Consider the following 22,389-nt stretch of genomic DNA (forward strand, 5'->3'; position numbering starts at 1 on the left):
TCCAACATAGCGAGGAGATGCAGTCAATATGAGTGAAGTAATCAGAGTTGCCGTGATCGGAGCGGCTGGCCGTATGGGCCGTGAAGTTGTGAAATTGGTACTTCAGGACCCGGAATTGGAGCTTGCAGCGGCTGTCAACCGCTCCGGAGCAGGCACGGATGCAGGAACCCTTGTTGGTTTGCCAGAGTGTGGGGTGCTGGTGACTGATGATATCGAAATGGCTTTTGCCGAAACAAAACCGCAGGTTATGGTTGATTTTACAGTACCACAATTTGCGTTTGCACATACTGAGATCGCGATCCGTCATGGAGTCAGACCTGTCATGGGTGTTACCGGCTTCACGCCGGAGCAGATCGAACAGTTGGACAAGCAGTGCCAGGACAAAGGAATTGGAGGGCTTATTGCCCCTAACTTCTCGATTGGTGCCATTTTGATGATGCGATTCGCAGCACAGGCTGCCAAACATATGCCAAATGTGGAGATTATCGAATATCACGGGGATCAGAAGCTGGATGCTCCTTCCGGAACTGCGATCAAAACAGCGGAACTGATTGCTGCCAATCGGGAAGAACTTCGTCAAGGTAATCCAAATGAGGAAGAAACGATTGAAGGATCACGGGGCGGGTATTACAATGGCTTCCGAATTCACAGTGTACGATTGCCTGGCGTATTCGCGCAGCAGGAAGTTGTTTTCGGAGACTATGGACAGTCACTCAAAATTCGGCATGACTCCTACGAGCGCGCAGGTTATATGCCTGGTGTTAAGATTGGTGTGCAAAAGGTTATGGAGTATACAGGAATGATCTACGGATTTGACCACTTTATCGACTAAAGGAGATTGTCATGTTGAAAATAGCATTTATCGCCCATGATCGTAAAAAAGAAGAGATGGTTAACTTCGTGACGGCATATGAGCCTGTTTTTACGGACCATCAATTATATTCTACAGGAACAACAGGCCTTCGTATTATGGAAGGAACATCTCTGAAGATTCATCGATTCGAATCAGGCCCACTGGGCGGAGATCAGCAGATTGGAGCTTTGGTTGCGCAAAATGAGATGGATCTGATTATTTTCCTGCGAGATCCACTGATGGCACAACCTCATGAGCCGGATATCAATGCGTTGTTACGTCTTTGTGATGTGCAGGGAATTCCCCTTGCCACGAATATCGCAACCGCTGAGATTCTGGTTAAGGCTCTGGATCGTGGTGATTTTGCCTGGAGAGAGCTGGTACATAAGTACAAGCCGGAGGCTGGATTGAATTCAGGTGATTCCGAATGAGTCTGGATATTCTCATCTTTGGAGCACATGCAGACGATGCGGAGATTGGTATGGGTGGAACGATTGCCAAACATACCGCTGCCGGCTTGAAAGTAGGCGTGTGTGATCTGACTCGTGCTGAGATGTCTTCCAACGGAACAGTAGAGCGCAGAACCGAGGAAGCGGAGCAAGCCTCCCGCGTCCTCGGTCTTTCGTGTCGAACGAATCTGGGGCTTCCTGATCGTGGCTTATATCTTACGCCTGAACATGTACAGGCGGTGACGGCTGAGATACGACGTCATGCCCCTCGGATGGTGTTTGCTCCGTATTGGGAAGATCGTCATCCGGATCATGTCAATTGCAGTAAGCTTGTGCAGGAGGCTGTATTTAACGCCAAGCTTCGCAACTACATGCCGGACATGCCTGCCGTGCAGGTGAAGGAACTTTATTTTTACTTTATTAATGACATCGGGCCTACGGATTTGATTGTCGATATTACGGAACACTATGAGCATAAAGAAGCTTCATTGCTCTCTTATCGTTCCCAATTCGAACTGGGAGACGGAGCGGTCTCAACGCCATTGAATCAAGGGTATATTGAACGTGTAAGAGCCCGTGATTCCTTGCTCGGACAGCGTAGTCTCATCCCGTTTGCAGAAGGTTTTGCTACAATTACACCTTACGTGGTTCATCAATTTGGCTCGGGTGCCCAATAAACGATTTTACATTTTACGTTTAATGAAACGAAGGGTTTCATTATTCCATTGCAAGATATCAACCTGCATGAAGCGGGAGATCAAAGGAGCGTCCACAGGATGGATAAAAAGCTAAAAATCGGCATCACCTGTTATCCGTCCCTCGGCGGGTCTGGCGTTGTCGCAACGGAGCTGGGCAAATTACTTGCCGAACAGGGGCATCAGGTTCATTTTATTGCCAACAGTATCCCGTTCAGACTGGGTACGTTCCAGAAAAATATTTTTTATCACGAAGTTGAAGTAAATGATTATTATGTTTTCCGTTACCCTCCGTATGACCTTTCACTGGCAACAAAGATGGCTCAGGTGGCTAAGTCACAGCAGCTGGATCTGCTGCATGTTCATTACGCCGTTCCACACGCAGTATGTGCCTTTCTTGCGAAACAAATGGTAGGGGACGGCCTTAAAGTGGTTACCACGTTACATGGAACGGATATTACGGTTCTGGCTCAGGATGAATCTCTGAAGGATCTGATCCGTCTGGCCATTAATGAAAGTGACGCGGTTACTGCCGTATCACAAGATTTGATTCGGGAAACGGTCGAATTGCTGGATATTCAGCGCCCAATCGATCTAACCTATAATTTTATTGACAAACGAATATATTATCCTCGGGATGCTGCGAGTCTGCGAAGAGACTTTGCTGCGCCCGACGAAAAAATATTAATGCACATCTCCAATTTCCGACCGGTGAAGAGAACTCAGGATGTGGTAGAGGTCTTCCGTCAGGTGCAGGAGCAGGTTCCTGCCAAACTGTTATTTGTTGGTGAAGGACCTGATTTGCCGAAGATGCAATGGAAGATTAATGATCTCGGCTTGAATGATAAAGTTCATTTCCTTGGCAAACAGGATGACATTGCTCAGGTCATTTCCATGGCTGACGTGTTGATGCTTCCATCGGAGAAGGAAAGTTTCGGACTTGTGGCGCTCGAAGCAATGGCTTGTGGCGTACCCACGATCGGTTCACAGGCCGGAGGAATTCCGGAACTGGTCTTACATGGTAAGACGGGATTCTTATCCGCGATTGGGGATACACAATCCATGGCCGAGAACACCATCCGTTTATTGACGGACGATCGTTTGGCTGCTGAGTTCAGGGAAGCATGTCTTCAGCGCGCGCATCACGACTTTTGCAATGATGCTATTCGGCATGAATATGAACAGATATATTACCGGGTGTTGGGAAGGGAAGTTCCGAATCTGAAGCCGATTTGCGGTTAATCATTTCTTAGACGAAATCATACTGTGGATACCACAACAGGCAAGAGAAGAGGTGATATGTGGTGGTTCAATGGACACAGGTTGATCGTGAAATGGCAAGGCAAAGTGAGAATGTACTCACAACATTAAACAAACATGGCTACAAGGCATATTGGGTAGGTGGTTGCGTTCGTGACGAATTGCTGGAACGAGTTGTAGACGATATGGATATCACGACATCTGCTTCTCCTCAGCAAGTCATGGAACGGTTTGACGATTGTATTCCTACAGGTTTGCAGCACGGTACGGTTACCGTTCGTTCAGGCGGTTATTACTTTGAAGTGACCACATTTCGAACAGAGTCCGAATATCAGGATAACCGCAGACCTGCTGCAGTTCAATTTGTTCAGGATATCAAGGAAGATTTACAGCGGCGTGACTTCACGATGAACGCTCTTGCCATGGACGTCACTGGGACAATCGTTGACCCGTTCGGTGGACAGACAGATATCAAGGAAGAGCGAGTCAGATGTGTAGGTTCTGCGATGGAACGATTTGGTGAAGATGCACTGCGGATGCTCCGCTGTGTCCGGTTTGCATCGGTATTCGATTTCAAAATTGCTCATAATACGTGGAAGGGTCTTGTAAGGCAGAAGGACCTGCTTCAACATATAGCGATGGAACGGGTACGGACCGAGATGGTAAAAATGATGTCGGGACCGCATCCATTAAGAGGGTTGGAACTGCTATACAGAAGTAATGCGCTTGCGCATATCAAAGCGCCGATAAGCTCGGCCCGATTCAACAAGATGTTGTTATCCAATCTGGAACAGCTGTCAGGTGAGCATGTGTTGCTCCGTTGGTCACTTATTCTGATTGCTGGCGGTTATAGCAAGGACGAAGCAGACGTATTATTACGTCAGTGGACATTCTCCAATGAACATCGTTCTCGTATAACAGGGGTCCTTCAGGTGGAGCAGTTGATTCATACTTCCGTTCAGGAGCAGAAGGATACGGTCAGTCTCCGTTCCGATTGGATTGTTACTGTTCTGGCTTGTGGTGTTCAGGCGGCAGATGATTGGCTTAGAATACAGTCTACACTGCCAGCAGGATGGCGGAATCAATCCGAACAGGCAGAAATGCAGGTTGTTTTGGTTCAAGAGCTTGCAGCCGAATGGAGTCAATCGATTTCTGTGCATGACTTGAAAGAGCTGGATATCACAGGGGAACAAGTGTTACAAATGGTGCAGCGCAAAGGCGGGCCTTGGCTGGGGCAACTGATGAAACATTTGTTACGAGAAACAGCGATTGGAACGATAGCGAATCAGCATGAAGCACTAAGTGCAGAAGTGAAGCGGGTGGTTCAAGATGACCAAACATGAAGATCTGTTACATATGTTATTAAATGCAGAAGGACGATTCGTATCGGGTGAAGAGATTAGCCGTAATCTGTCCATCAGTCGGACCGCTGTGTGGAAACATGTGAACAAGTTGCGAGACATGGGGTATGAGTTTGAAGCTGTATCCCGCAAAGGATACCGTCTGGTAACGAAGCCGGATAGCATTGATGCTACTGGCCTCCAATTGGCACTGGATACAACCGTATTTGGCCGTAAGGCTGTTTTGTTGGCCTCGACCCTGTCTACGCAAGGGGATGTTCTCAAGCTAGCTGAGCAAGGGCAGGCAGAAGGTGCTGTGGTCATTGCGGAAGAACAAACAGGAGGAAGAGGACGTTTCGGTCGACAGTGGTTCTCTCCTCCGGGTAAAGGAATCTGGATGAGTGTTCTGTTACGCCCTGATCTACCACTTCAGCACACGCCGCAGCTAACTTTATTAACAGGTGTGGCTGTATGTCGTGCCGTTCGAGCTTGTTCAGGAGCTGATGCAGGCATCAAATGGCCAAATGATCTGTTGATTGATGGACGCAAGGTATGTGGCATATTGCTTGAATCCACGGTGGAAGATCATGAAGTCAGATACTGTATTGCAGGTATAGGTGTTGACGTGAATTTTGATCCCGAGGATTATCCGGGAGATCTGACAACTATAGCTACTTCACTCAAGATGGAGACGGGGCAATCCGTAGATCGCACCAAACTAACGGCTGCCATTCTGACGGAGCTTGAACAGTTATATTTTTTGTATCAAAAAGAAGGATTTGGCGTAATCTCAGCCCTATGGGAGGCCCTGTCCGTATCGATGAATCGAGAGATTACAGTGACGAATCCTCATGGTGTCATTGAAGGGAAGGCAATCGGTCTTGACCCTTCTGGAGCACTTATCGTGGAGAAGCACGATGGAGAACATACACTAATCATCTCTGGTGAGATTTCCTGGAAATCATAAACAATTTGTCGAATTTTCACTGGTAAAATGAACATAAGACGTGAAGTTTGAGCAGAACTTTGGTATACTGTGTTCGTGAGGCGATATCGGCTAATGCAGACCGAATTGCACTCCCGTAACAGTAACCTTTGTTCTGCTTTGATGTGTTTTATATAAGCAGACCGCAGTGCAAGAATGAAATACGTTTAAGTGAGTTGTTGGATTCTGCTCTGAGCCGAAGAGGACCGAGACAGAAGGGACGATCGCAAGTGACTCTTTTTTGACTTTTCGGGACTTTTTAGTGGAAAACTAAAAGGTTTTTTTGTTGCGTTTATTTGAAAAGAAGAAAGGAGCCATGAGAGAAAATGGCGAACAAACAAGCATTGAATATTGTGAAAATGAAAAAATATAAGCAGGATGGCGTGCCGCTTACCATGATAACGGCTTACGATTATCCAACAGCACTCCTAGCAGAGGAAGCAGGTATCGATCTGATCCTGGTCGGCGATTCACTTGGCAATGTAGTACTGGGTTATAATTCGACGCTTCCGGTGACCATCGACGACATGGTGTACCACACACGTTCCGTTGTGCGCGGTGCTGAGAAGACATTTATTGTGGCTGATATGCCTTTTATGACGTATCATGGCAGCGTGGATGAGACGCTTAAGGGTGTACGTCGACTGATGCAAGAGGGGCATGCCCATGCGGTTAAAATGGAAGGCGGAGTTGAGATAGCGGACACCGTCAGAGCAGTCGTGCAAGCAGGCGTGCCGGTTCTTGGACATATCGGACTGACACCTCAATCGGTTAATCAGATTGGTGGTTACCGCATTCAGGGCAAGGATGCAGCGGATGCGAAACGTCTGATGGACGAAGCCAAGGCCTTGGAAGCTGCTGGTGCGTTCGGTATTGTGCTTGAACTGGTTACGGAAGAAGTTGCACGGGCGATCTCGGAGGAACTATCCATCCCTACCATCGGAATTGGAGCAGGACGAGGCTGTGATGGTCAGGTACTGGTATTCCATGATGTGGTTCAATACGCTTCTCCGTATACGCCCAAACGTTTTGTCAAAACCTATGGAGATGTGGGTACATTAATCAGAACCAGCATCGAAGCATACGTGAAAGAAGTGAAAGATCGTTCGTTCCCGGCCGAAGAGCATGTATTCAATGCTGCGGATGGTGTTTTGGATCAACTGTACGGCGGACAACGCAAGGAAAAGGTGGGGAGTAACTCATGAAAGTATTACGGACAATCGCAGAGTTAAGACAGGAACTAAGCTTGAAGCGTCAAGCGATTAGGTCCAATACATCCGTTGTAGGTCTGGTACCAACAATGGGTTATCTTCATCAAGGTCATGCAAGCTTGATGCAGGCAGCCAGACAACAGAGCGATATCGTGGTATTAAGCATATTTGTTAATCCGATTCAATTTGGCCCTAATGAAGATTTTGACAGCTATCCGCGGGATGAAGCCAGAGATGTGGAAACAGCACGCTCACAAGGAGTGGATATCGTATTTATTCCCTCTGTGGAAGAGATGTATCCACAGGCAACGCAAACGACGGTATCTGTCTCAAAACTGACGGATCGCTTATGTGGTGCTTCCCGTCCGGGTCATTTTGATGGGGTAACAACTGTAGTCTCCAAGCTCTTCAACATCGTACAGCCACAGCGTGCATTTTTTGGTATGAAAGACGCTCAGCAGGTTGCGGTCATTCAACAGATGGTGAATGATTTGAATATGTCTGTAGAAATTGTACCCTGTCCAATTGTTCGCGAAGAGGATGGGCTTGCCCTCAGCTCACGAAATGTCTATCTTAGCGCTGAACAGCGTACACAGGCGTTGGTTCTGTCGAAGGCACTGCGTGCAGCTCAGGAAGCCGCAGATACAGGTGCAGCTATAAACGCCGCAGATATCCGTCGTATTCTGCACGAGCAGATTGCAACCTCACCACTTGCGGTTATCGACTACGCCGAGATTCAGGCTTTTCCAAGCCTGGAGCCGCTCGCAGATCAGGAAGAAGTTCAAGGACGTGATGATCTGCTCATTGCACTTGCGGTGAAATTCGGAAAAACAAGATTGATTGACAATATAAGGTTGCAAAAATCGGAGGTACTGTCCCATGTTTAGAACACTGATGAAATCCAAAATTCACCGGGCTACGGTAACGGAAGCCAACTTGAACTATGTGGGTAGCATTACCATAGATGAAGATTTGATGGAAACATCCGACTTGATGGAAAACGAAAAAGTGCAAATCGTGAACAACAACAATGGTGCACGTCTGGAAACTTATGTGATTCCAGGACCACGCGGAAGCGGGGTCATATGTCTTAACGGCGCAGCTGCACGTCTGGTGCAGCCTGGAGATAACGTCATTATCATTTCTTACGCCATGATGTCGCAAGAAGAGGCAAATACTCACAAACCAACCGTTGTGTTTGTAGATGGACAGAATAAACCTGTACAAACGATGAAACAGGAAGTCCACGCAACAATTATGTAATCGACTGGTAAGGAGAATGAAATCGGCCCTTGAAGCAAAAAATGAGTACAGGTCACTGCACTAATCCATTTTTTCAAGGGTGGGGATGCATCGATGTTCCAGCATGTTTTCGCAGAAATGAACGACATGTTAGATGAAATTATCAAGAGCTATCCTTCCGCTGAAGGCCTGAACAAACAGGAATTGCTGCAAAAGTGGAATTTGCTTAAGCGGATGAGTGACGGAATGCTGGATGAATGGCTGATGTTTGAAGAAAAGATGAGCCAGGTGAGGGAGCGGGAGATGGATAAGCCTACTTCCCTTGAACCGGAACAGGAAGCTGTTACTGCTCTGCCTGAACTCCATCTGGAATGTTTCAGTCGAGGTCAGGGCTATTTCAAATTACAGATGTATCCGCAGGCGATCATGCAGTTCTCCCGGGTTGTGACCGACCATCCGGAGAGTGCATTGACACGTTTTTACCTGGCGCTCGCGTATCTGAATCTGGAACAAATGGCGGAAGCCGGGACACATTTGCAGCAGATCATGTACCTTAAGGGTTCTCCTCGATTAAAAGGGCTTGTATGTAACGCCCTGGGCTGTATTCAAGCCAAGCTTGCGAATCCCGAAGCTGCATGCTCACTCTTTGCACAGGCCCTTCAGTATGACCCGACATTGACCGAACCACTGTACAACATGGAAGCTTGCAGGTTGAACAGGGGAAAATTGCAATATGCTAATCAGCTGACGACCCTTCATTAAGCGGGAATTCGGCGACAAAAAACGGTGTTCCCTCCTTTGGCATAGCGGCGGGGACACCGCTTTTTTGTCAGTTAATTTTCAAATCCCCTTTTTTTTGCTATGCTGTAACATAGACTGGAATGGAAGGGACCGTACATTGCAATGAAATTTGCCGTATTGGATTTCGAAACAACCGGCACGCAGTCCGACGGTGAGATTATACAGGCCGGACTTGCCATCATAGATCATGACTACAGCATAACTCAAATATATAGTTCTTATGTGAACCCTGGTGTACCGATTCCCCCGTTTATTTCGGGGTTGACGGGTATTACCGATGAAGATGTGGCGGGCGCTCCTTCACTCGAAGAGATGATGATGGAGATGGTTCCGCTGCTTAATGATGTGGTGCTTGTTGGACACAACGTCGCTTTTGATTTTCACTTTTTGCAGAATGCTCTTGACCGTTGCGGGTATTTGCCGTTCACTGGCCGCATTCTGGACACGATTGATTTTCTGAAGATTACATTCCCATCACTGGGTTCTTATCAACTTGGTTATGTGTCTTCCGAATTTGGATTTCAACATGATCGCCCTCACCAGGCAGACAGTGATGCACTGGCGACAGCCTATGTGCTGCTCAAATGTCTGGATGAGTTAAAGGAATTACCGCTCATAACGATTCAGCGCCTCAGTGATCTGTTTGCACCAGAAGACAGTGACTTGGGTTGGTTTTTGGACGGAATGCGCAGTGAGAAGGAAGCAGAGCCGATTCAGGATCTGGACGGACATACCTATTATCGTCAGCTTGCTCTTAATGTAAGTGATTGGACTGATATAGGTGCACCACGCGATGAGCGGGAGGCTAACCCCCTCGATGGTGTAAGCTTCGAACAGTTTATGGACCAGGTTCGGGAGAACCTGAAGGATACGCTGGATCATTATGAAGAGCGTGAAGCGCAGACTCAGATGTTCAGCAGTGTAAGGCAAGCCCTGGATGAAGAGAAACATCTCTTGATCGAAGCAGGAACAGGCACTGGTAAATCTCTGGGTTATCTCTTGCCTGCTATTTACGAAAGTGTGAAGCAAGAACAGAAAGTTATGGTCAGCACGCATACAATCAACCTGCAGGAGCAATTGAGAGAGCGGGACATTCCGATGCTGACTCAAGTGGTTCCGTTCCCGTTTAAGGCTGCTGTATTCAAAGGACGTGGACATTACCTGTGCCTGCGCAAATTTGAACACAAAATCAATAAACGTGAATTCGCCACACCTAAAGAGGATTATTTCACAGCTGCTCAGATGATTGTCTGGCTTACGCAGACCGAAACCGGAGATGATGAGGAACTTAACCTTAGCGGACGCGGAGGGGACTTCTGGGAGACGGTACAGAGCGAATCTGAGTCTTGTCTGGGAAGATCATGTCCATGGTTCCGCAAATGTTTCTACCATCGTGCCAAACATGAGGCCGGGTTGTCTGATATTGTAATCACCAATCACTCCAAATTATTTACGGATGTGAAAGCCGCGCATCAGCTGCTGCCAGCCTATGAGAGTCTTGTGATCGATGAAGCACATCATCTGGAGGATGTAGCTGGTAAACATCTTGGAATGCATATGAAATATTTCACCTTGGTTCATACACTGACCCGCCTGTTTAAAGACAGTCGTAATGGACAGCTGCCTATGCTTCGTTCGCAGTTATCCGGGCATGAAAATTCGGTGCAATGGGGCTCCATGGTGGATCAGATGTTCCCGCTCGCTCTTGAAGTTAAGGAGCTGTGGGATCGTATGAGTGATGCCTTGTTCGGTCTGTTGCCTGAACGAAGTGATGCTTCACCGGGAGAGACGGGGCAATTTTCCCTGCGTCTGAAAGCTTCTCAGAAACCTGCAAAATGGCAGGAGTTGCAGGATCTGGAGAACCAGATCTATGTGACTCTGGGCGATTTGGTTCGCAAAGGGGACAAATTGCTGCTTGAAGTGAAAGAGGATCAGGATGATTATCAATCGGATAGTCTGATTACGGACATTACAGGATTGCTGAAAGATCTGACCACATTGAAGGAGAATCTGCGTTTCTTCATGCGTATGGATGATGCCAAAACGGTGTACTGGATGGAAGCCAGCGGTCAATTCCGCAGCAAATCTCTCCAGCTGTATGCTGTACCTGTAGATGTCAGTGCACAACTTAAGGATTTATTTTTTGATAAAAAGAAAAGTGTTGTGCTTACATCGGCTACGCTTTCGGTAGATAAATCATTCCAGTTCATGATTGAACAGCTTGGCTTGCAGGAAGCTTCCGAGAATAATCGGTTGTTAACGTCGATGCTGCCATCACCTTTCAACTATCGCGATCAGGCACTTCTGGTGATTCCGCGTGATTTCCCGAGTGTGAAGGGCAGTGTGGGTGATGCGCACTTTGTCAATATGCTGGTGCAATCACTTGCAGAGACGGCAATTGCCACGCGTGGACGCATGATGGTTCTGTTTACTTCATACAAGATGTTGCGACAGGTCTATGATCCGCTGAAGGAGGCGCTATCTGGTAACGACATCTCGTTGCTTGGGCAAGGCGTTGACAGTGGAAGCCGCTCTAAGCTGACTCGCAGGTTCCAAGATGCCAAAGCTACGGTACTTCTGGGTACAAGCAGCTTCTGGGAGGGTGTAGATATCCCGGGAGAGGCGCTAACCTGTCTCGCTATTGTGCGACTGCCTTTCCAGCCACCGAATCATCCGTTGGTGGAAGCCAAGAGTGAGTTGCTTCAGGAACAGAAGAAAAATCCGTTCATGAAACTGTCCGTGCCGCAAGCGGTCATTCGTTTCAAGCAGGGATTTGGCCGGTTGGTGCGTACAGCGAAGGACAGAGGAATTGTCATTGTTTATGATACACGGGTGATTGAAGCGTACTATGGTAAATTCTTTTTATATTCTTTGCCTGGTCCCAAAATGGAGCATATGCTCACGGAGCAGATGGTTCCACGAATTACCGAGTGGTTGGAAAAACCTGCTAATGAACAAGAATAATGGTTGTTTTGTTCGTTATATCATTGCATGACACTATCGTTTGGCGTTAAACTTTATTAGATATTTCCGTATCCGATTAAAGCAGTTGCACGTAAGAACTTATAACCTAAATTACAAGGAGCATTCTGTATAAAATGTCATGTTTATCTTTGAGTTTATACAGAATGCTCATCTTTTCATCTATTATTTTATCGTGGCCTTGGTAAGGGGGAGCAAGAATGAAATCGGATAAAATTTCGGAAGCGGTGGTACGACGTCTGCCTGTATACTTGCGTTATTTGAACGAGTTGCATCAGCGTGAGGTGGCTACTGTTTCTTCTCAAGAGCTTGGACAGAGGCTGGATCTGAATCCGGCCCAAATTCGTAAAGACCTGGCTTACTTCGGTGATTTTGGTCGTAAAGGGATCGGGTATGATGTATCCTATTTGATCGAGAAAATTCGTCACATTCTCAAAATCGATCAGCAAATTAATGTAGCTCTGGTAGGAGCGGGTAATCTCGGTCAAGCCTTGTCCAACTACAACGCATATCTGAAAGACAACATGAAGATTGTTGCTGTATTTGATGCATATGGACCGAAGATTGGTAGTCAAATTAACAGTTTGACGGTTAAACCAATGAATGAATTGACGGAAGCGGTTAAAACAGAAAACATCCGCATCGGAATTATCACGGTTCCGGATACGGAAGCCCAAAATGTAGCCGATCAGCTTATTGAATCCGGAATCGAAGCGATTCTTAATTTTGCACCAACCATTCTAAAAACACCGCCGCATATCCGCATTCACCATGCTGACTTTACAACGGATCTGCTTAGTTTGGCCTATTACTTGGAGACTGGAAAGGACGACGAGGAAGATGACAACAAATAGATGGGTAATTCACAACGGCAAATTTGCCGTTAATGAAGGCGGCACAACATGGAACGTGGTTCAAGGATACATGGTTGTCGAGGATGACAAGATTGTGCATATTGGTGAGACATTGCCGGATGGAGACAAAAATTGTACCAAAGTGGATGGAAAAGGACTGTTCTTCCTGCCGGGTCTGATCAATACGCATGGTCATGCAGCAATGTCGTTGCTCAGAGGGCACGGAGATGATCTTGCGTTGCAAGTATGGTTGCAGGAAAAAATGTGGCCGATGGAAGCGAAAATGACTTCACAAGACGTATATTGGGGAACTTCGCTATCGGTGCTTGAAATGTTGAAAGGCGGAACTACAGCTTTCCTGGACATGTACGATCACATGGATCAAGTTGCCAAAGTTGTGGAGCAATCCGGCGTTAGAGCAGCACTGGCACGTGGTGTAATCGGGCTGTGCTCGGAAGAAGAGCAACTGCGGAAACTGGAGGAGTCGGCAGCGTTTGCACGTGAGTGGAATGGACAGGCAGATGGTCGCATTACAACTGTAATCTCGCCACACGCCCCATATACATGCCCTCCTGACTACATAGAGAAGCTTGTGCAGGTCGCGAACGACCTGAACCTTCCTCTCCATACACATATGTCTGAAACGCTTCGTGAAGTGGAGCAGAACGTGGCTGATTATGGACTGCGTCCTGTGGCACATCTGGAGAAACTGGGCTTTTTCTCACGTCCATCCCTGGTTGCACATGCGGTGCATCTGAATGACGAAGAGATTGAGATTCTGGCCCGTCATGATGTGGCTGTATCCCATAACCCGGGAAGTAACCTGAAACTTGCTTCCGGTGTTGCGCGGGTACCAGCGTTACTGAAAGCAGGAGTTACCGTGTCACTCGGAACAGACGGACCGGCAAGCAACAACAACCTGGATATGTTCGAGGAAATGAGACTGGCTGCATTGATCCACAAAGGTGTATCTGGTGACCCGACGGCTGTGCCAGCAGGCGAAGCGTTACTCCTCGGAACGTCATACGGTGCCAAATCCATTTTCTTGAACAATACCGGAGCACTTGAGGTCGGCATGAAGGCTGATTTTATCGCTCTTGACATTGAACAGGCACATTTCTATCCACATACAGACCTGATCTCACATACGATCTACTCGGCTTCTGCCAAAGATGTTGAGCACGTATGGGTGGATGGAAAACAAGTGGTCAAACACGGCGAATGTCTGACGCTGGATGAAGAACGCATTTTGCGTGAGGCTCAATTGGCATTTGATGGTCTGCTTGCTCGTTAATTGCAGGACAGAGCATCATAGGGAAAGGAAGTTCGACTTTTGAAGAAAAAAAAGAAGTGGATATGGATTTCGCTGCTTGCACTGGTTCTGATTCTGTTTGGACTTCAGCGTTATTACGTCTATGTCACGCAGGACCAGCGTAAGGAAGAAGCTCTCGCTATACAGGCAGCACAGAAGCAACTGGGCATTACATCCTATGATGAATTGCGCAAGTACATCTGGGGAGACAAAGAAGGCTCAGACAACATCTACTGGACCCTGATCGGCAAAAATAAGGATAACCAGGATGTTATGGTCTGGGTTAAATTCGATGCAAACAATGAACCGGCTAAGGGTGCAAACGCTGTACACAGTGAGCTGCTGCAGAATGGCATGTCCGAAGCGCAGATCCGCAATCGCTTCAGTTCTGAAGTTCCTGCCGGCGAGATTAAACGAATCATGCCCGGAGTTGTGAATGGAATATATGTGTGGCAAGTGTATTATAAAGACGGTACGCATAACCACTATCGCTTTTATCGTTTTAGCAATGGAGAACAGGTGGACCTGGTCTACACACTCCCGAACAGCTAGTACAAATAGAGTGACATAACTAGAGAATTAGAGAAATGAAAGAACCGGCAGACGGATATCCGACTGAACCGGTTCTTTGTGTTGCCTGTAAACATTTTTGATTTAAATAGTTAAAATTAATAATTTATTCATATTTTCGCCTTCGAAAATGTATATACGATGTGATATACTCAGATATGTACTCACAGTTACATTCAAAACAAATAATCCTGTCGAAATTATCGCAGGAGTCAATGTGCACATATTCGTATATACCAATAAGCCAGTAGGTTGGGCCAAAATCTGGGAGGGGTAATTCACTTGAAGCTAAAAGTATTGCCTATTGCTTTAACTGCCGTCATTTCAGCCGTTGTGTTGTTTGGAGGTTGGTTTGTATATCGTCAGGTGGCCGTGCAGAATCCGATTGAAAAGATGGTTACCCAGTACGATGGAGTCAATGACGTTCAATTAACTATTAACCGCAATGACGTACAATTGAAACTGGATCTGCAACCGGATGTTGATTTGGGCAGACTGGTACAATATATTCACAAAGAAGGACAGACGGTGATTGGTTCACGCTCGTTAAAGCTGGATGTTGTGGATCATTCCAACGAGGCGCTTGAGAACTGGTGGGGTGATGCCATGTTTACCGTAGCCCAGGCGATGGAGAACAAGCAGTACACCGAGATTACACCAACGTTGTCGAAGATGGCGACGAACGGGATTAAGGTGAATACAGCTATGGATGACAACAATGTATATGTCAGTCTCAGTGACGGAGATGCCAGCAAGTTTATTATTCTGCCGCGTATGCCCGGTCAGATAGGAGTGTGGCCTAATGCCTAAATGGACAAAAGAAGTTGCCATCGGATTTTTTCCTGTGTTGATTATTTTCCTTGCGTTTACGGGTGTTAATATTGTTCCGATTCTTATTGCGGCGGCGGTTGTCGGTGGTCTGCTGTTCATGATGCAAATGCGCGGCGGGATTACAGTAGGCGCTGCACAGGAACGTAAACGGAAGAAGAAAGGACCTTCGAAGCTTACTTTTGAAGAAATTGGAGGTCAGGACAGTGCCAAGCAGGAATTGCGTGAAGCACTTGACTTTCTCATCAAACATGAAGAAATTCGGAAGTTCGGAATTCGTCCGTTAAAAGGGATCTTGCTGACGGGCCCTCCAGGGACAGGGAAAACGTTGATGGCCAAGGCTGCTGCCCATTACACAGATTCTGTATTTGTAGCAGCATCGGGTAGTGAGTTCGTGGAAATGTATGTTGGTGTGGGTGCCAGCAGAATTCGGGATTTATTCAAGGATGCGAGAACCCGTGCCACCAAGGAAAATAAGGAAAATGCCATTATATTTATCGATGAGATTGATGTCATCGGGGGTAAACGTGAAGGTGGTCAACAGCGCGAGTATGATCAGACTCTGAATCAGCTCTTGACGGAGATGGATGGAATTTATTCTTCTGAGACACCTCGAATTCTGGTTATAGCTGCAACAAACCGCAAAGAAATGCTGGATAGTGCCCTGACACGTCCGGGACGTTTTGACCGTCACATTCAAGTGGACTTGCCCGACAAAAAGGGCAGAAAGCACATTCTTGAACTGCATGCGGTGAACAAACCTCTGATGGAGGAAGTTAATCTGGAGAAGACAGCCGAGGAATCATATGGGTTTTCCGGTGCGCAGCTTGAAAGTGTTATGAACGAAGCAGCAATATACGCCATGCGGGACGGGCTGTTACACATTGAACAACGGCACTTGTCCCTGGCTATTGATAAAGTCATGATGGGTGAGAAGACGGACCGTGAGTCCAGTGTGGAAGAGAAGAAAAGGGTTGCCATTCATGAATTGGGACATGCCATTATGGCTGAACTCGTTCGTCCAGGCAGTGTTAGTCAGGTGGCACTTAGTCCGCGTGGTCAGGCGCTGGGATATGTACGTCACAACCCGCAACAGGAACAGTTCCTCTATACGAAGCGTTTCCTGGAAGAGCAGATCATGATTGCACTCGGAGGAGCCGCTGCGGAGGAAATGTACTACGGTGGACGCTCCACTGGGTCACGCAATGACTTTGATCAGGCAACGAATGTCGTACAGACCATGATGGCTTCGGGATTGACTTCACTTGGTATTGTGAACATGGATATGGTTACAACCGAAGAACTCATGCGGGAGAATAAATTGATTCTGCAAGATCTGATGGAACAGACAAAGCGGTTGCTTGAAGAACAACGGACAATTTTCGACAATTCACTGGACATCTTGATTCGTGAGGAAGTTTTGTCTGGCGAGCAATTTCGTTGTCAATTTCGTGACAGTGCCCTTCTACCAGCATAATTTATTTATGCTGGTTATTTTTTTTTACATTTCACTCGTGCTAAGATATTATTATATGTTGGGTCGAAATTTGTAATTTTCGGCGAACAGGGTACAATAGAGAATAGAGAACCGAAAGGATGGAGCAGAACCATGTTTTTCAAAAAAATAGGAGTTGTCGGCGGCGGTACGATGGGACAAGGTATTTCCCAGATGCTCGCAGCCAAAGGACTTGATGTGCTTCTCGTGGAGCACACAACACAAAAGCTGGATCATGCCTATGACATGATCGAAACCAATCTGGATAAACAACTGGAGAAATGGGCGATTACAAAAGCGGAGAAGAAATTGATTCTTTCCCGTATTACCAAGGTAGCTCATTTAGCTGAACTTGGAACTTGCGACATGGTCATTGAGACAATTTCAGAGGATCTGGATGCGAAAAAAGCAGTATTCAGCCAACTGGACCAAGTTTGTCCAAGCAATGTCATTCTGGCAAGTAATACATCCACGCTGAGTTTGACCGAGCTTGCAAGCTCGACCAAATACCCAGAGCGTGTTATTGGTATGCACTTTATTCACCCGGTATCCCGGGTTGATCTTGTAGAGATTATTCGTGGACTGAAAACTTCGGATACAACATTCGAAGAGACCAGACGTTTTGTTGAAGAAGTAGCAGACAAAAAAGGAGTCATGATCTATGAATCCCCTGGCTTCGTAACTTCCCGTCTGATCTGCCTGCTGATTAACGAAGCGTTGCATGTATTGCAAGAAGGTGTTGCATCTGCTGAAGATATCGATGATGCAATGCGTATCGGATACAACTTCCAACATGGACCACTCGAAATGGCTGACCGTTTTGGATTGGATTCTGTTGAAGCTGCACTCGAAAGAATGTTCCGTGAATTCGGAGAATTGAAATATCGTCCTTCTACAGTCCTGAAGAAAATGGTGCGTGCAGGACACCTGGGTGCCAAAACAGGCGAAGGATTCTTCAAGTACGACAAGGATGGTGACCGACTGTGAAAGTACTCGTAATTAATGCGGGGAGTTCCTCGCTCAAATATCAACTGTATAATATGACTGACGAATCTGTACTGGCCAAAGGTTTGGTGGAACGGATCGGAATGGATTCCTCCATTCTGACACACAAACCGACAGGCCGCGAGGATGTTACAGAAGTTAGCGAGATTCTGGAGCATACAACAGCGATCCGTAAAGTCATTGATATTTTGACTCATAAAGAAAATGGTGTACTGGATTCTGTAAGTGAAATTCAAGCTGTTGGACACCGTGTTGTTCACGGTGGTGAAGCATTTAAAGAATCTGCATTGGTAGATGATGCTGCCAAAGCTGAAATTCGTCGTTTGTTCGACTTGGCTCCACTTCATAACCCTGCAGCAATGATGGGGATTCGTGCGGCTGAATTAAATATGCCAGGTGTGCCTCAGGTAATGGTCTTCGATACGGCGTTCCATCAAACGATGCCGGAAAAAGCATATCTGTATGCTATTCCGCGTGTACTTTACAAAAAATATAAAGTACGTCGCTACGGCGCACATGGTACTTCCCATGATTTCGTAAGCAAGGCAGCTGCTGAATATCTGGATCGTCCAGTGGAAGATCTGAAAATCATCACTTGTCACGTCGGTAACGGTGGTAGTGTAACAGCAGTTAAAGGTGGCGTATCCGTTGATACTTCGATGGGTATGACTCCACTAGAGGGACTGATGATGGGAACGCGTTCGGGTGACCTTGACCCAGCCATCGTACCTTATGTAATGAACAAGGAAGAACTGAGTGTAAGCGAAGTGAACTCCATGTTGAACAAACACAGTGGATTGCTTGCGATCTCCGGAATCAGTAGTGACATGCGTGAGATTACGGAAGGTATGGAGAATGGCGATGCCAACTCCACGCTTGCTTTTGAAATGTACGAATACCGTCTGCGTAAATACATCGGATCATATGCAGCTGCAATGAACGGTGTAGACGTGATCGTCTTCACAGCTGGTGTAGGGGAGAACTCCGTTGTACTTCGCCAAAAAGTATGTGAACAGCTTACGTATCTTGGCGTTGAGCTGGACGAAGCCCTGAACGCAGTCCGTTCTGGTGAGCCGCGTCGCATCACAACTGCGAACTCGAAAGTTGATGTTCTCGTTGTTCCAACGAATGAAGAATTGGTCATTGCTCGCGATACGCATCGAATCGTATTGAATTCTCAGTAATCTAACTGTAAAGTAAATATAGAATGGCAAGGAAGTGCAGAGGACAGGCAACAGCCTGTCCGCTGCATTTTCAAATTTCAGGAATCAAGGGGAGATATGGCATGGATACGAATTGTGTAATTCGTAATGTGAACGAGCATGTGGGCGAAACCGTAACGATCGGTGCCTGGATTAACAACAAACGTTCCAGCGGCAAAATTCAGTTTTTGCAGTTGCGTGATGGAACCGGATATATTCAAGGGGTTGTTGTAAAAAGTGAAGTTAGCGAAGAGATCTGGAACAATGCCAAGAGCTTGACACAAGAAAGTTCTTTGTATGTTACAGGGATTATTCGTGAAGAACCTCGCAGTGCGTCCGGTTACGAAATGACTGTTACTGGGGTCGAAATCATTCATCTGACTGAAAACTATCCAATCACGCCTAAAGAGCATGGTGTTGATTTCTTGATGGACCATCGTCACCTGTGGCTTCGTTCTACGAAGCAACGTGCTGTTATGGTGATTCGGGCAGAGATTATTCGCGCTGTTCAGCAGTTCTTTGATGGTAACGGATTCACACAAGTTGATCCTCCGATTTTGACACCATCGTCTGCGGAAGGAACAACGAACCTGTTCCACATCAAATACTTTGATGAAGATGCTTATCTGACACAAAGTGGTCAATTGTATATGGAAGCCGCAGCCATGGCGCTGGGTAAGGTATATTCATTTGGTCCAACATTCCGCGCAGAGAAGTCCAAAACACGTCGCCACTTGATTGAGTTCTGGATGATAGAGCCGGAAATGGCATTTGTAGATCACGAGGAAAGTCTGCGCGTACAAGAGAAATTTATCGCTCATGTCGTTCAATCCGTGGTGAAAAACTGCCGTGCAGAACTGGAATCTATCGGTCGTGACGTATCCAAACTCGAAGGCATCGTAGCTCCATTCCCGCGTATTACGTATGATGAAGCGATTGAATTCCTGCATGGACAAGGTTTTGATATTCCTTGGGGAGAAGACTTTGGTGCACCGCACGAAACAGCTATTGCTGAGAAGTACAATACACCTGTCTTTATCACACATTATCCTGCTGGAATCAAGGCTTTCTACATGAAACCAGATCCAAATCGTCCTGAAGTTGTTCTCTGTGCTGATATGATTGCACCAGAAGGTTACGGAGAGATTATTGGCGGTTCGCAGCGTATCGATGATCCGGAATTGATGCAACAACGTTTTGAGGAGCACAATCTCTCGGATGAAGCTTACCAATGGTATCTGGATTTGCGTAAATACGGATCGGTTCCTCACTCCGGTTTCGGTCTGGGATTGGAGCGGACGGTAGCATGGATCTGTGGATTGGATCATGTGCGTGAAACAATCGCATTCCCACGTATGCTCTATCGTCTGTACCCTTAATGCTTAACCGAGGAGCGTCTATGGAAGACACCACATCGAAAGCTTGGTTGGATGGAGCAGCTTATGGCATGACTTCGGGTACAGCCCATCTGCCTTATGCCTTGTTACGTTATTATCACCAGCTTGGCCTATCAGATGCAGAAGTGCTTCTTCTGATTCAATTGCTAGGGTTCCGTCAGGCGGAGTTCAATGAGTTTCCGACGCTTGAAGAGCTTGCTGGGCGTATGGGACTTGCACCTGAAGGTATTGCCAGAATGTTGCAACGTCTGATGAGGGATGGATATATCGCTATTGACGAGCATCGTGACGAGGAACGTGACATCCAGTACGAGCGATATGACTTACATGGATTATATGCCAAGCTTGCAGCGTGCACTGCGGAAGAAGTAGCCGCATTCCGTGCGGAGCAGCTGAGCATCAGTACAGCACGTCAAGATTCGAACAGTGTTCAAAAAGAAGAGGAAGAACGGAACATGTTCTCCATCTTTGAAAAAGAATTCGGACGTCCGCTCTCTCCAATGGAGTGTGAGACGATATCCGGCTGGTTGGATCAGGACCGTTACCAAGAGGAATTGATTCTAATGGCTCTGAAGGAAGCGGTTTTTGCAGGCAAAGTACATTTCCGGTATATCGATCGAATACTGCTTGAGTGGAGCCGTAATCGTGTCAAGACCGTTCAAGACGCGAAGGCATACACGCAGCGGTTTCGTAATGGTGGACGTTGATTCAAGTGTAGGCAAGACACAAGAAACAGGCCAGAAGTCATTCTGTGCCTGTTTTTTTTGGATTATAGAATAGATGAGTGATCAGTAACATCAACCTTTCAGGCAATGCTTTCACTTTGTTTTACAAAAATTTGATAGATCACGCAGGGGTTAACACACAAGCTGTCGTCTATTGTATTGGAGAGGAGGGGAGAGTTATTGATGAAGCGCGCGTAATCGAACAAATCCGTCAAGGAGATACATCCCAGATGCGTACTCTGATTGATAAGTATAGCCAGCATGTATACCATGTGGCCTATTCCGTACTCAGGAACGATCAGGAAGCACAGGATGCAGCTCAGGAGGCGTTCATACAGATGTATAAGTCTCTCCCCGACTACCGTTCTGAAGGTTTCAAAACGTGGTTAACCCGAATTGCCTTTCACAAAGCGATTGATGCCAAACGCAAGCTGGGCAGACGAACTGCTGAGGATCTGGGTGGAGAAGAAAAAATAATCAATTTGCCCGGACGGGATGAAGACGTTCTTACCCGTCTCGTTCGTGAAGAACGTCAGGATAAACTTCGCGAACGAATTAATCAGTTGCCTGCTCAGCATCGTGACATTATCACTGCGTATTATCTAAGCGAAAAAAATTATGAGCAGATTGCCAGTGATGCACAGGTGGCTGTGAAGACCGTGGAATCCCGCTTGTATCGTGCACGGCAGTGGATTCGAAAACATTGGAAGGAGGATGAATGGCGTGAGTAAACAGGAGAAGTATACCGCTGCGCAATGGACTGATTATATTGAAGGCCATATGAGTGAAACTCAAGCGAACCAAATGGAACAGATTCTGATGGAAGATCCGGATGCGATGGACATCTATCTGGAAGCGCTTGGTATCCACGGAGAACTGCCTCCGCTACATGACCCAACAGGGTTTGCGGATTCAGTCATGCATCGGATTGAGGGCATTCAATCACCCAAGGTACAACGCAAATCCCGTGCTGGACGAAACCGGCGCTGGCTTGATCATAAAGTGTTCCATTACGCGGTAGCAGCCTGTTTGACATTGATCTTCCTCTCGTCTGGACTTTTTGACAAGGTAGCACCATATCACAAGTTCCAGGATGGCGACCACAGAGGGTCTTTTTCCGAGAAATGGACGGAGGCAGCCACTACATGGCTGGATAACTTCAAGCCTAAACCATAAATAGTTT

The 22,389-nt window shown here is 46.8% G+C and carries 22 protein-coding genes; all 22 read left to right on the plus strand.

Going from position 1 to position 22,389, the window contains the following annotated elements:
• Positions 1-28 precede the first annotated feature (28 nt).
• The 22 genes from dapB to IFU39_RS01150 all read left to right on the plus strand — a co-directional run bounded on the left by dapB (position 29) and on the right by IFU39_RS01150 (position 22,382).
• The gene (gene dapB, locus IFU39_RS01045) at positions 29-832 is read left to right on the plus strand and encodes a 4-hydroxy-tetrahydrodipicolinate reductase (protein ID WP_036607633.1); all 804 of its coding nucleotides are present in this window, start codon (positions 29-31) and stop codon (positions 830-832) included.
• An 11-nt stretch (positions 833-843) separates the two neighbouring features.
• Complete coding sequence (mgsA, locus tag IFU39_RS01050; RefSeq protein ID WP_017687735.1) at positions 844-1,284, plus strand: methylglyoxal synthase; 441 nt, start codon at positions 844-846, stop codon at positions 1,282-1,284.
• Positions 1,281-1,979, plus strand: coding sequence for a bacillithiol biosynthesis deacetylase BshB1 (gene bshB1 / locus IFU39_RS01055; protein WP_105599388.1), 699 nt, complete (start codon positions 1,281-1,283; stop codon positions 1,977-1,979). The genes mgsA and bshB1 overlap by 4 nt, the downstream gene beginning before the upstream one ends.
• Positions 1,980-2,078: 99 nt before the next feature.
• Positions 2,079-3,239, plus strand: coding sequence for an N-acetyl-alpha-D-glucosaminyl L-malate synthase BshA (bshA, locus tag IFU39_RS01060; protein ID WP_091018005.1), 1,161 nt, complete (start codon positions 2,079-2,081; stop codon positions 3,237-3,239).
• A gap of 62 nt (positions 3,240-3,301) precedes the next feature.
• Positions 3,302-4,600, plus strand: a complete 1,299-nt coding sequence (locus tag IFU39_RS01065) for a CCA tRNA nucleotidyltransferase (RefSeq protein ID WP_342345606.1) — start codon at positions 3,302-3,304, stop codon at positions 4,598-4,600.
• Positions 4,587-5,564, plus strand: coding sequence for a biotin--[acetyl-CoA-carboxylase] ligase (locus IFU39_RS01070; protein ID WP_091018004.1), 978 nt, complete (start codon positions 4,587-4,589; stop codon positions 5,562-5,564). Before IFU39_RS01065 ends, IFU39_RS01070 begins: the two co-directional genes overlap by 14 nt.
• 344 nt (positions 5,565-5,908) lie before the next feature.
• Positions 5,909-6,787, plus strand: a complete 879-nt coding sequence (panB, locus tag IFU39_RS01075) for a 3-methyl-2-oxobutanoate hydroxymethyltransferase (protein ID WP_036672039.1) — start codon at positions 5,909-5,911, stop codon at positions 6,785-6,787.
• Positions 6,784-7,680, plus strand: coding sequence for a pantoate--beta-alanine ligase (panC, locus tag IFU39_RS01080; RefSeq protein ID WP_091018001.1), 897 nt, complete (start codon positions 6,784-6,786; stop codon positions 7,678-7,680). Before panB ends, panC begins: the two co-directional genes overlap by 4 nt.
• Complete coding sequence (gene panD, locus IFU39_RS01085) at positions 7,673-8,056, plus strand: aspartate 1-decarboxylase (RefSeq protein ID WP_017687742.1); 384 nt, start codon at positions 7,673-7,675, stop codon at positions 8,054-8,056. The genes panC and panD overlap by 8 nt, the downstream gene beginning before the upstream one ends.
• 117 nt (positions 8,057-8,173) lie before the next feature.
• On the plus strand, positions 8,174-8,797 hold the full coding sequence (locus tag IFU39_RS01090) for a tetratricopeptide repeat protein (RefSeq protein WP_307534868.1): 624 nt from the start codon (positions 8,174-8,176) through the stop codon (positions 8,795-8,797).
• Positions 8,798-8,938: 141 nt separating this feature from the next.
• Positions 8,939-11,800, plus strand: a complete 2,862-nt coding sequence (dinG, locus tag IFU39_RS01095) for an ATP-dependent DNA helicase DinG (RefSeq protein ID WP_192131016.1) — start codon at positions 8,939-8,941, stop codon at positions 11,798-11,800.
• Between the two features lie 218 nt (positions 11,801-12,018).
• A complete protein-coding gene (locus IFU39_RS01100) occupies positions 12,019-12,672 on the plus strand; it encodes a redox-sensing transcriptional repressor Rex (RefSeq protein WP_036607616.1) in 654 nt (217 codons plus the stop codon).
• A complete protein-coding gene (locus IFU39_RS01105; protein WP_105599381.1) occupies positions 12,659-13,966 on the plus strand; it encodes an amidohydrolase in 1,308 nt (435 codons plus the stop codon). Before IFU39_RS01100 ends, IFU39_RS01105 begins: the two co-directional genes overlap by 14 nt.
• Positions 13,967-14,005: 39 nt before the next feature.
• The gene (locus tag IFU39_RS01110; RefSeq protein WP_192131018.1) at positions 14,006-14,536 is read left to right on the plus strand and encodes a cell wall elongation regulator TseB-like domain-containing protein; all 531 of its coding nucleotides are present in this window, start codon (positions 14,006-14,008) and stop codon (positions 14,534-14,536) included.
• A gap of 300 nt (positions 14,537-14,836) precedes the next feature.
• A complete protein-coding gene (locus tag IFU39_RS01115; protein WP_105599378.1) occupies positions 14,837-15,364 on the plus strand; it encodes a hypothetical protein in 528 nt (175 codons plus the stop codon).
• Positions 15,357-16,859, plus strand: a complete 1,503-nt coding sequence (locus IFU39_RS01120; RefSeq protein WP_091017991.1) for an AAA family ATPase — start codon at positions 15,357-15,359, stop codon at positions 16,857-16,859. The genes IFU39_RS01115 and IFU39_RS01120 overlap by 8 nt, the downstream gene beginning before the upstream one ends.
• Before the next feature lie 132 nt (positions 16,860-16,991).
• The gene (locus IFU39_RS01125) at positions 16,992-17,864 is read left to right on the plus strand and encodes a 3-hydroxyacyl-CoA dehydrogenase family protein (protein ID WP_017687750.1); all 873 of its coding nucleotides are present in this window, start codon (positions 16,992-16,994) and stop codon (positions 17,862-17,864) included.
• On the plus strand, positions 17,861-19,066 hold the full coding sequence (locus IFU39_RS01130; RefSeq protein ID WP_091017989.1) for an acetate/propionate family kinase: 1,206 nt from the start codon (positions 17,861-17,863) through the stop codon (positions 19,064-19,066). Before IFU39_RS01125 ends, IFU39_RS01130 begins: the two co-directional genes overlap by 4 nt.
• Positions 19,067-19,167: 101 nt before the next feature.
• Positions 19,168-20,463 carry an asparagine--tRNA ligase gene (gene asnS / locus IFU39_RS01135; protein WP_091017987.1) on the plus strand — a complete coding sequence of 432 codons (1,296 nt, stop codon included), beginning with the start codon at positions 19,168-19,170 and terminating at the stop codon, positions 20,461-20,463.
• A 20-nt stretch (positions 20,464-20,483) separates the two neighbouring features.
• Positions 20,484-21,188, plus strand: a complete 705-nt coding sequence (locus IFU39_RS01140) for a DnaD domain-containing protein (RefSeq protein ID WP_105599377.1) — start codon at positions 20,484-20,486, stop codon at positions 21,186-21,188.
• 248 nt (positions 21,189-21,436) lie between these two features.
• The gene (locus IFU39_RS01145) at positions 21,437-21,937 is read left to right on the plus strand and encodes an RNA polymerase sigma factor (RefSeq protein ID WP_244660843.1); all 501 of its coding nucleotides are present in this window, start codon (positions 21,437-21,439) and stop codon (positions 21,935-21,937) included.
• On the plus strand, positions 21,930-22,382 hold the full coding sequence (locus IFU39_RS01150) for a hypothetical protein (protein ID WP_105599373.1): 453 nt from the start codon (positions 21,930-21,932) through the stop codon (positions 22,380-22,382). The genes IFU39_RS01145 and IFU39_RS01150 overlap by 8 nt, the downstream gene beginning before the upstream one ends.
• Positions 22,383-22,389 lie beyond the last annotated feature (7 nt).

It is taken from the genome of Paenibacillus sp. CFBP 13594 (assembly GCF_014842675.1).
In the GTDB taxonomy this organism is placed as follows: Bacteria; Bacillota; Bacilli; order Paenibacillales; family Paenibacillaceae; genus Paenibacillus; species Paenibacillus amylolyticus_B.

Coding starts and splice junctions, on each gene's coding strand:
- bshA (WP_091018005.1), top strand. CDS start 2,079: ATGGATAAAAAGCTAAAAATCGGCATCACCTGTTATCCGTCCCTCGGC.
- IFU39_RS01105 (WP_105599381.1), top strand. CDS start 12,659: ATGACAACAAATAGATGGGTAATTCACAACGGCAAATTTGCCGTTAAT.
- IFU39_RS01100 (WP_036607616.1), top strand. CDS start 12,019: ATGAAATCGGATAAAATTTCGGAAGCGGTGGTACGACGTCTGCCTGTA.
- asnS (WP_091017987.1), top strand. CDS start 19,168: ATGGATACGAATTGTGTAATTCGTAATGTGAACGAGCATGTGGGCGAA.
- IFU39_RS01090 (WP_307534868.1), top strand. CDS start 8,174: ATGAACGACATGTTAGATGAAATTATCAAGAGCTATCCTTCCGCTGAA.
- panC (WP_091018001.1), top strand. CDS start 6,784: ATGAAAGTATTACGGACAATCGCAGAGTTAAGACAGGAACTAAGCTTG.
- mgsA (WP_017687735.1), top strand. CDS start 844: ATGTTGAAAATAGCATTTATCGCCCATGATCGTAAAAAAGAAGAGATG.
- IFU39_RS01125 (WP_017687750.1), top strand. CDS start 16,992: ATGTTTTTCAAAAAAATAGGAGTTGTCGGCGGCGGTACGATGGGACAA.
- dapB (WP_036607633.1), top strand. CDS start 29: ATGAGTGAAGTAATCAGAGTTGCCGTGATCGGAGCGGCTGGCCGTATG.
- IFU39_RS01140 (WP_105599377.1), top strand. CDS start 20,484: ATGGAAGACACCACATCGAAAGCTTGGTTGGATGGAGCAGCTTATGGC.
- dinG (WP_192131016.1), top strand. CDS start 8,939: ATGAAATTTGCCGTATTGGATTTCGAAACAACCGGCACGCAGTCCGAC.
- panD (WP_017687742.1), top strand. CDS start 7,673: ATGTTTAGAACACTGATGAAATCCAAAATTCACCGGGCTACGGTAACG.
- IFU39_RS01070 (WP_091018004.1), top strand. CDS start 4,587: ATGACCAAACATGAAGATCTGTTACATATGTTATTAAATGCAGAAGGA.
- bshB1 (WP_105599388.1), top strand. CDS start 1,281: ATGAGTCTGGATATTCTCATCTTTGGAGCACATGCAGACGATGCGGAG.
- IFU39_RS01120 (WP_091017991.1), top strand. CDS start 15,357: ATGCCTAAATGGACAAAAGAAGTTGCCATCGGATTTTTTCCTGTGTTG.
- IFU39_RS01145 (WP_244660843.1), top strand. CDS start 21,437: ATGCGTACTCTGATTGATAAGTATAGCCAGCATGTATACCATGTGGCC.
- panB (WP_036672039.1), top strand. CDS start 5,909: ATGGCGAACAAACAAGCATTGAATATTGTGAAAATGAAAAAATATAAG.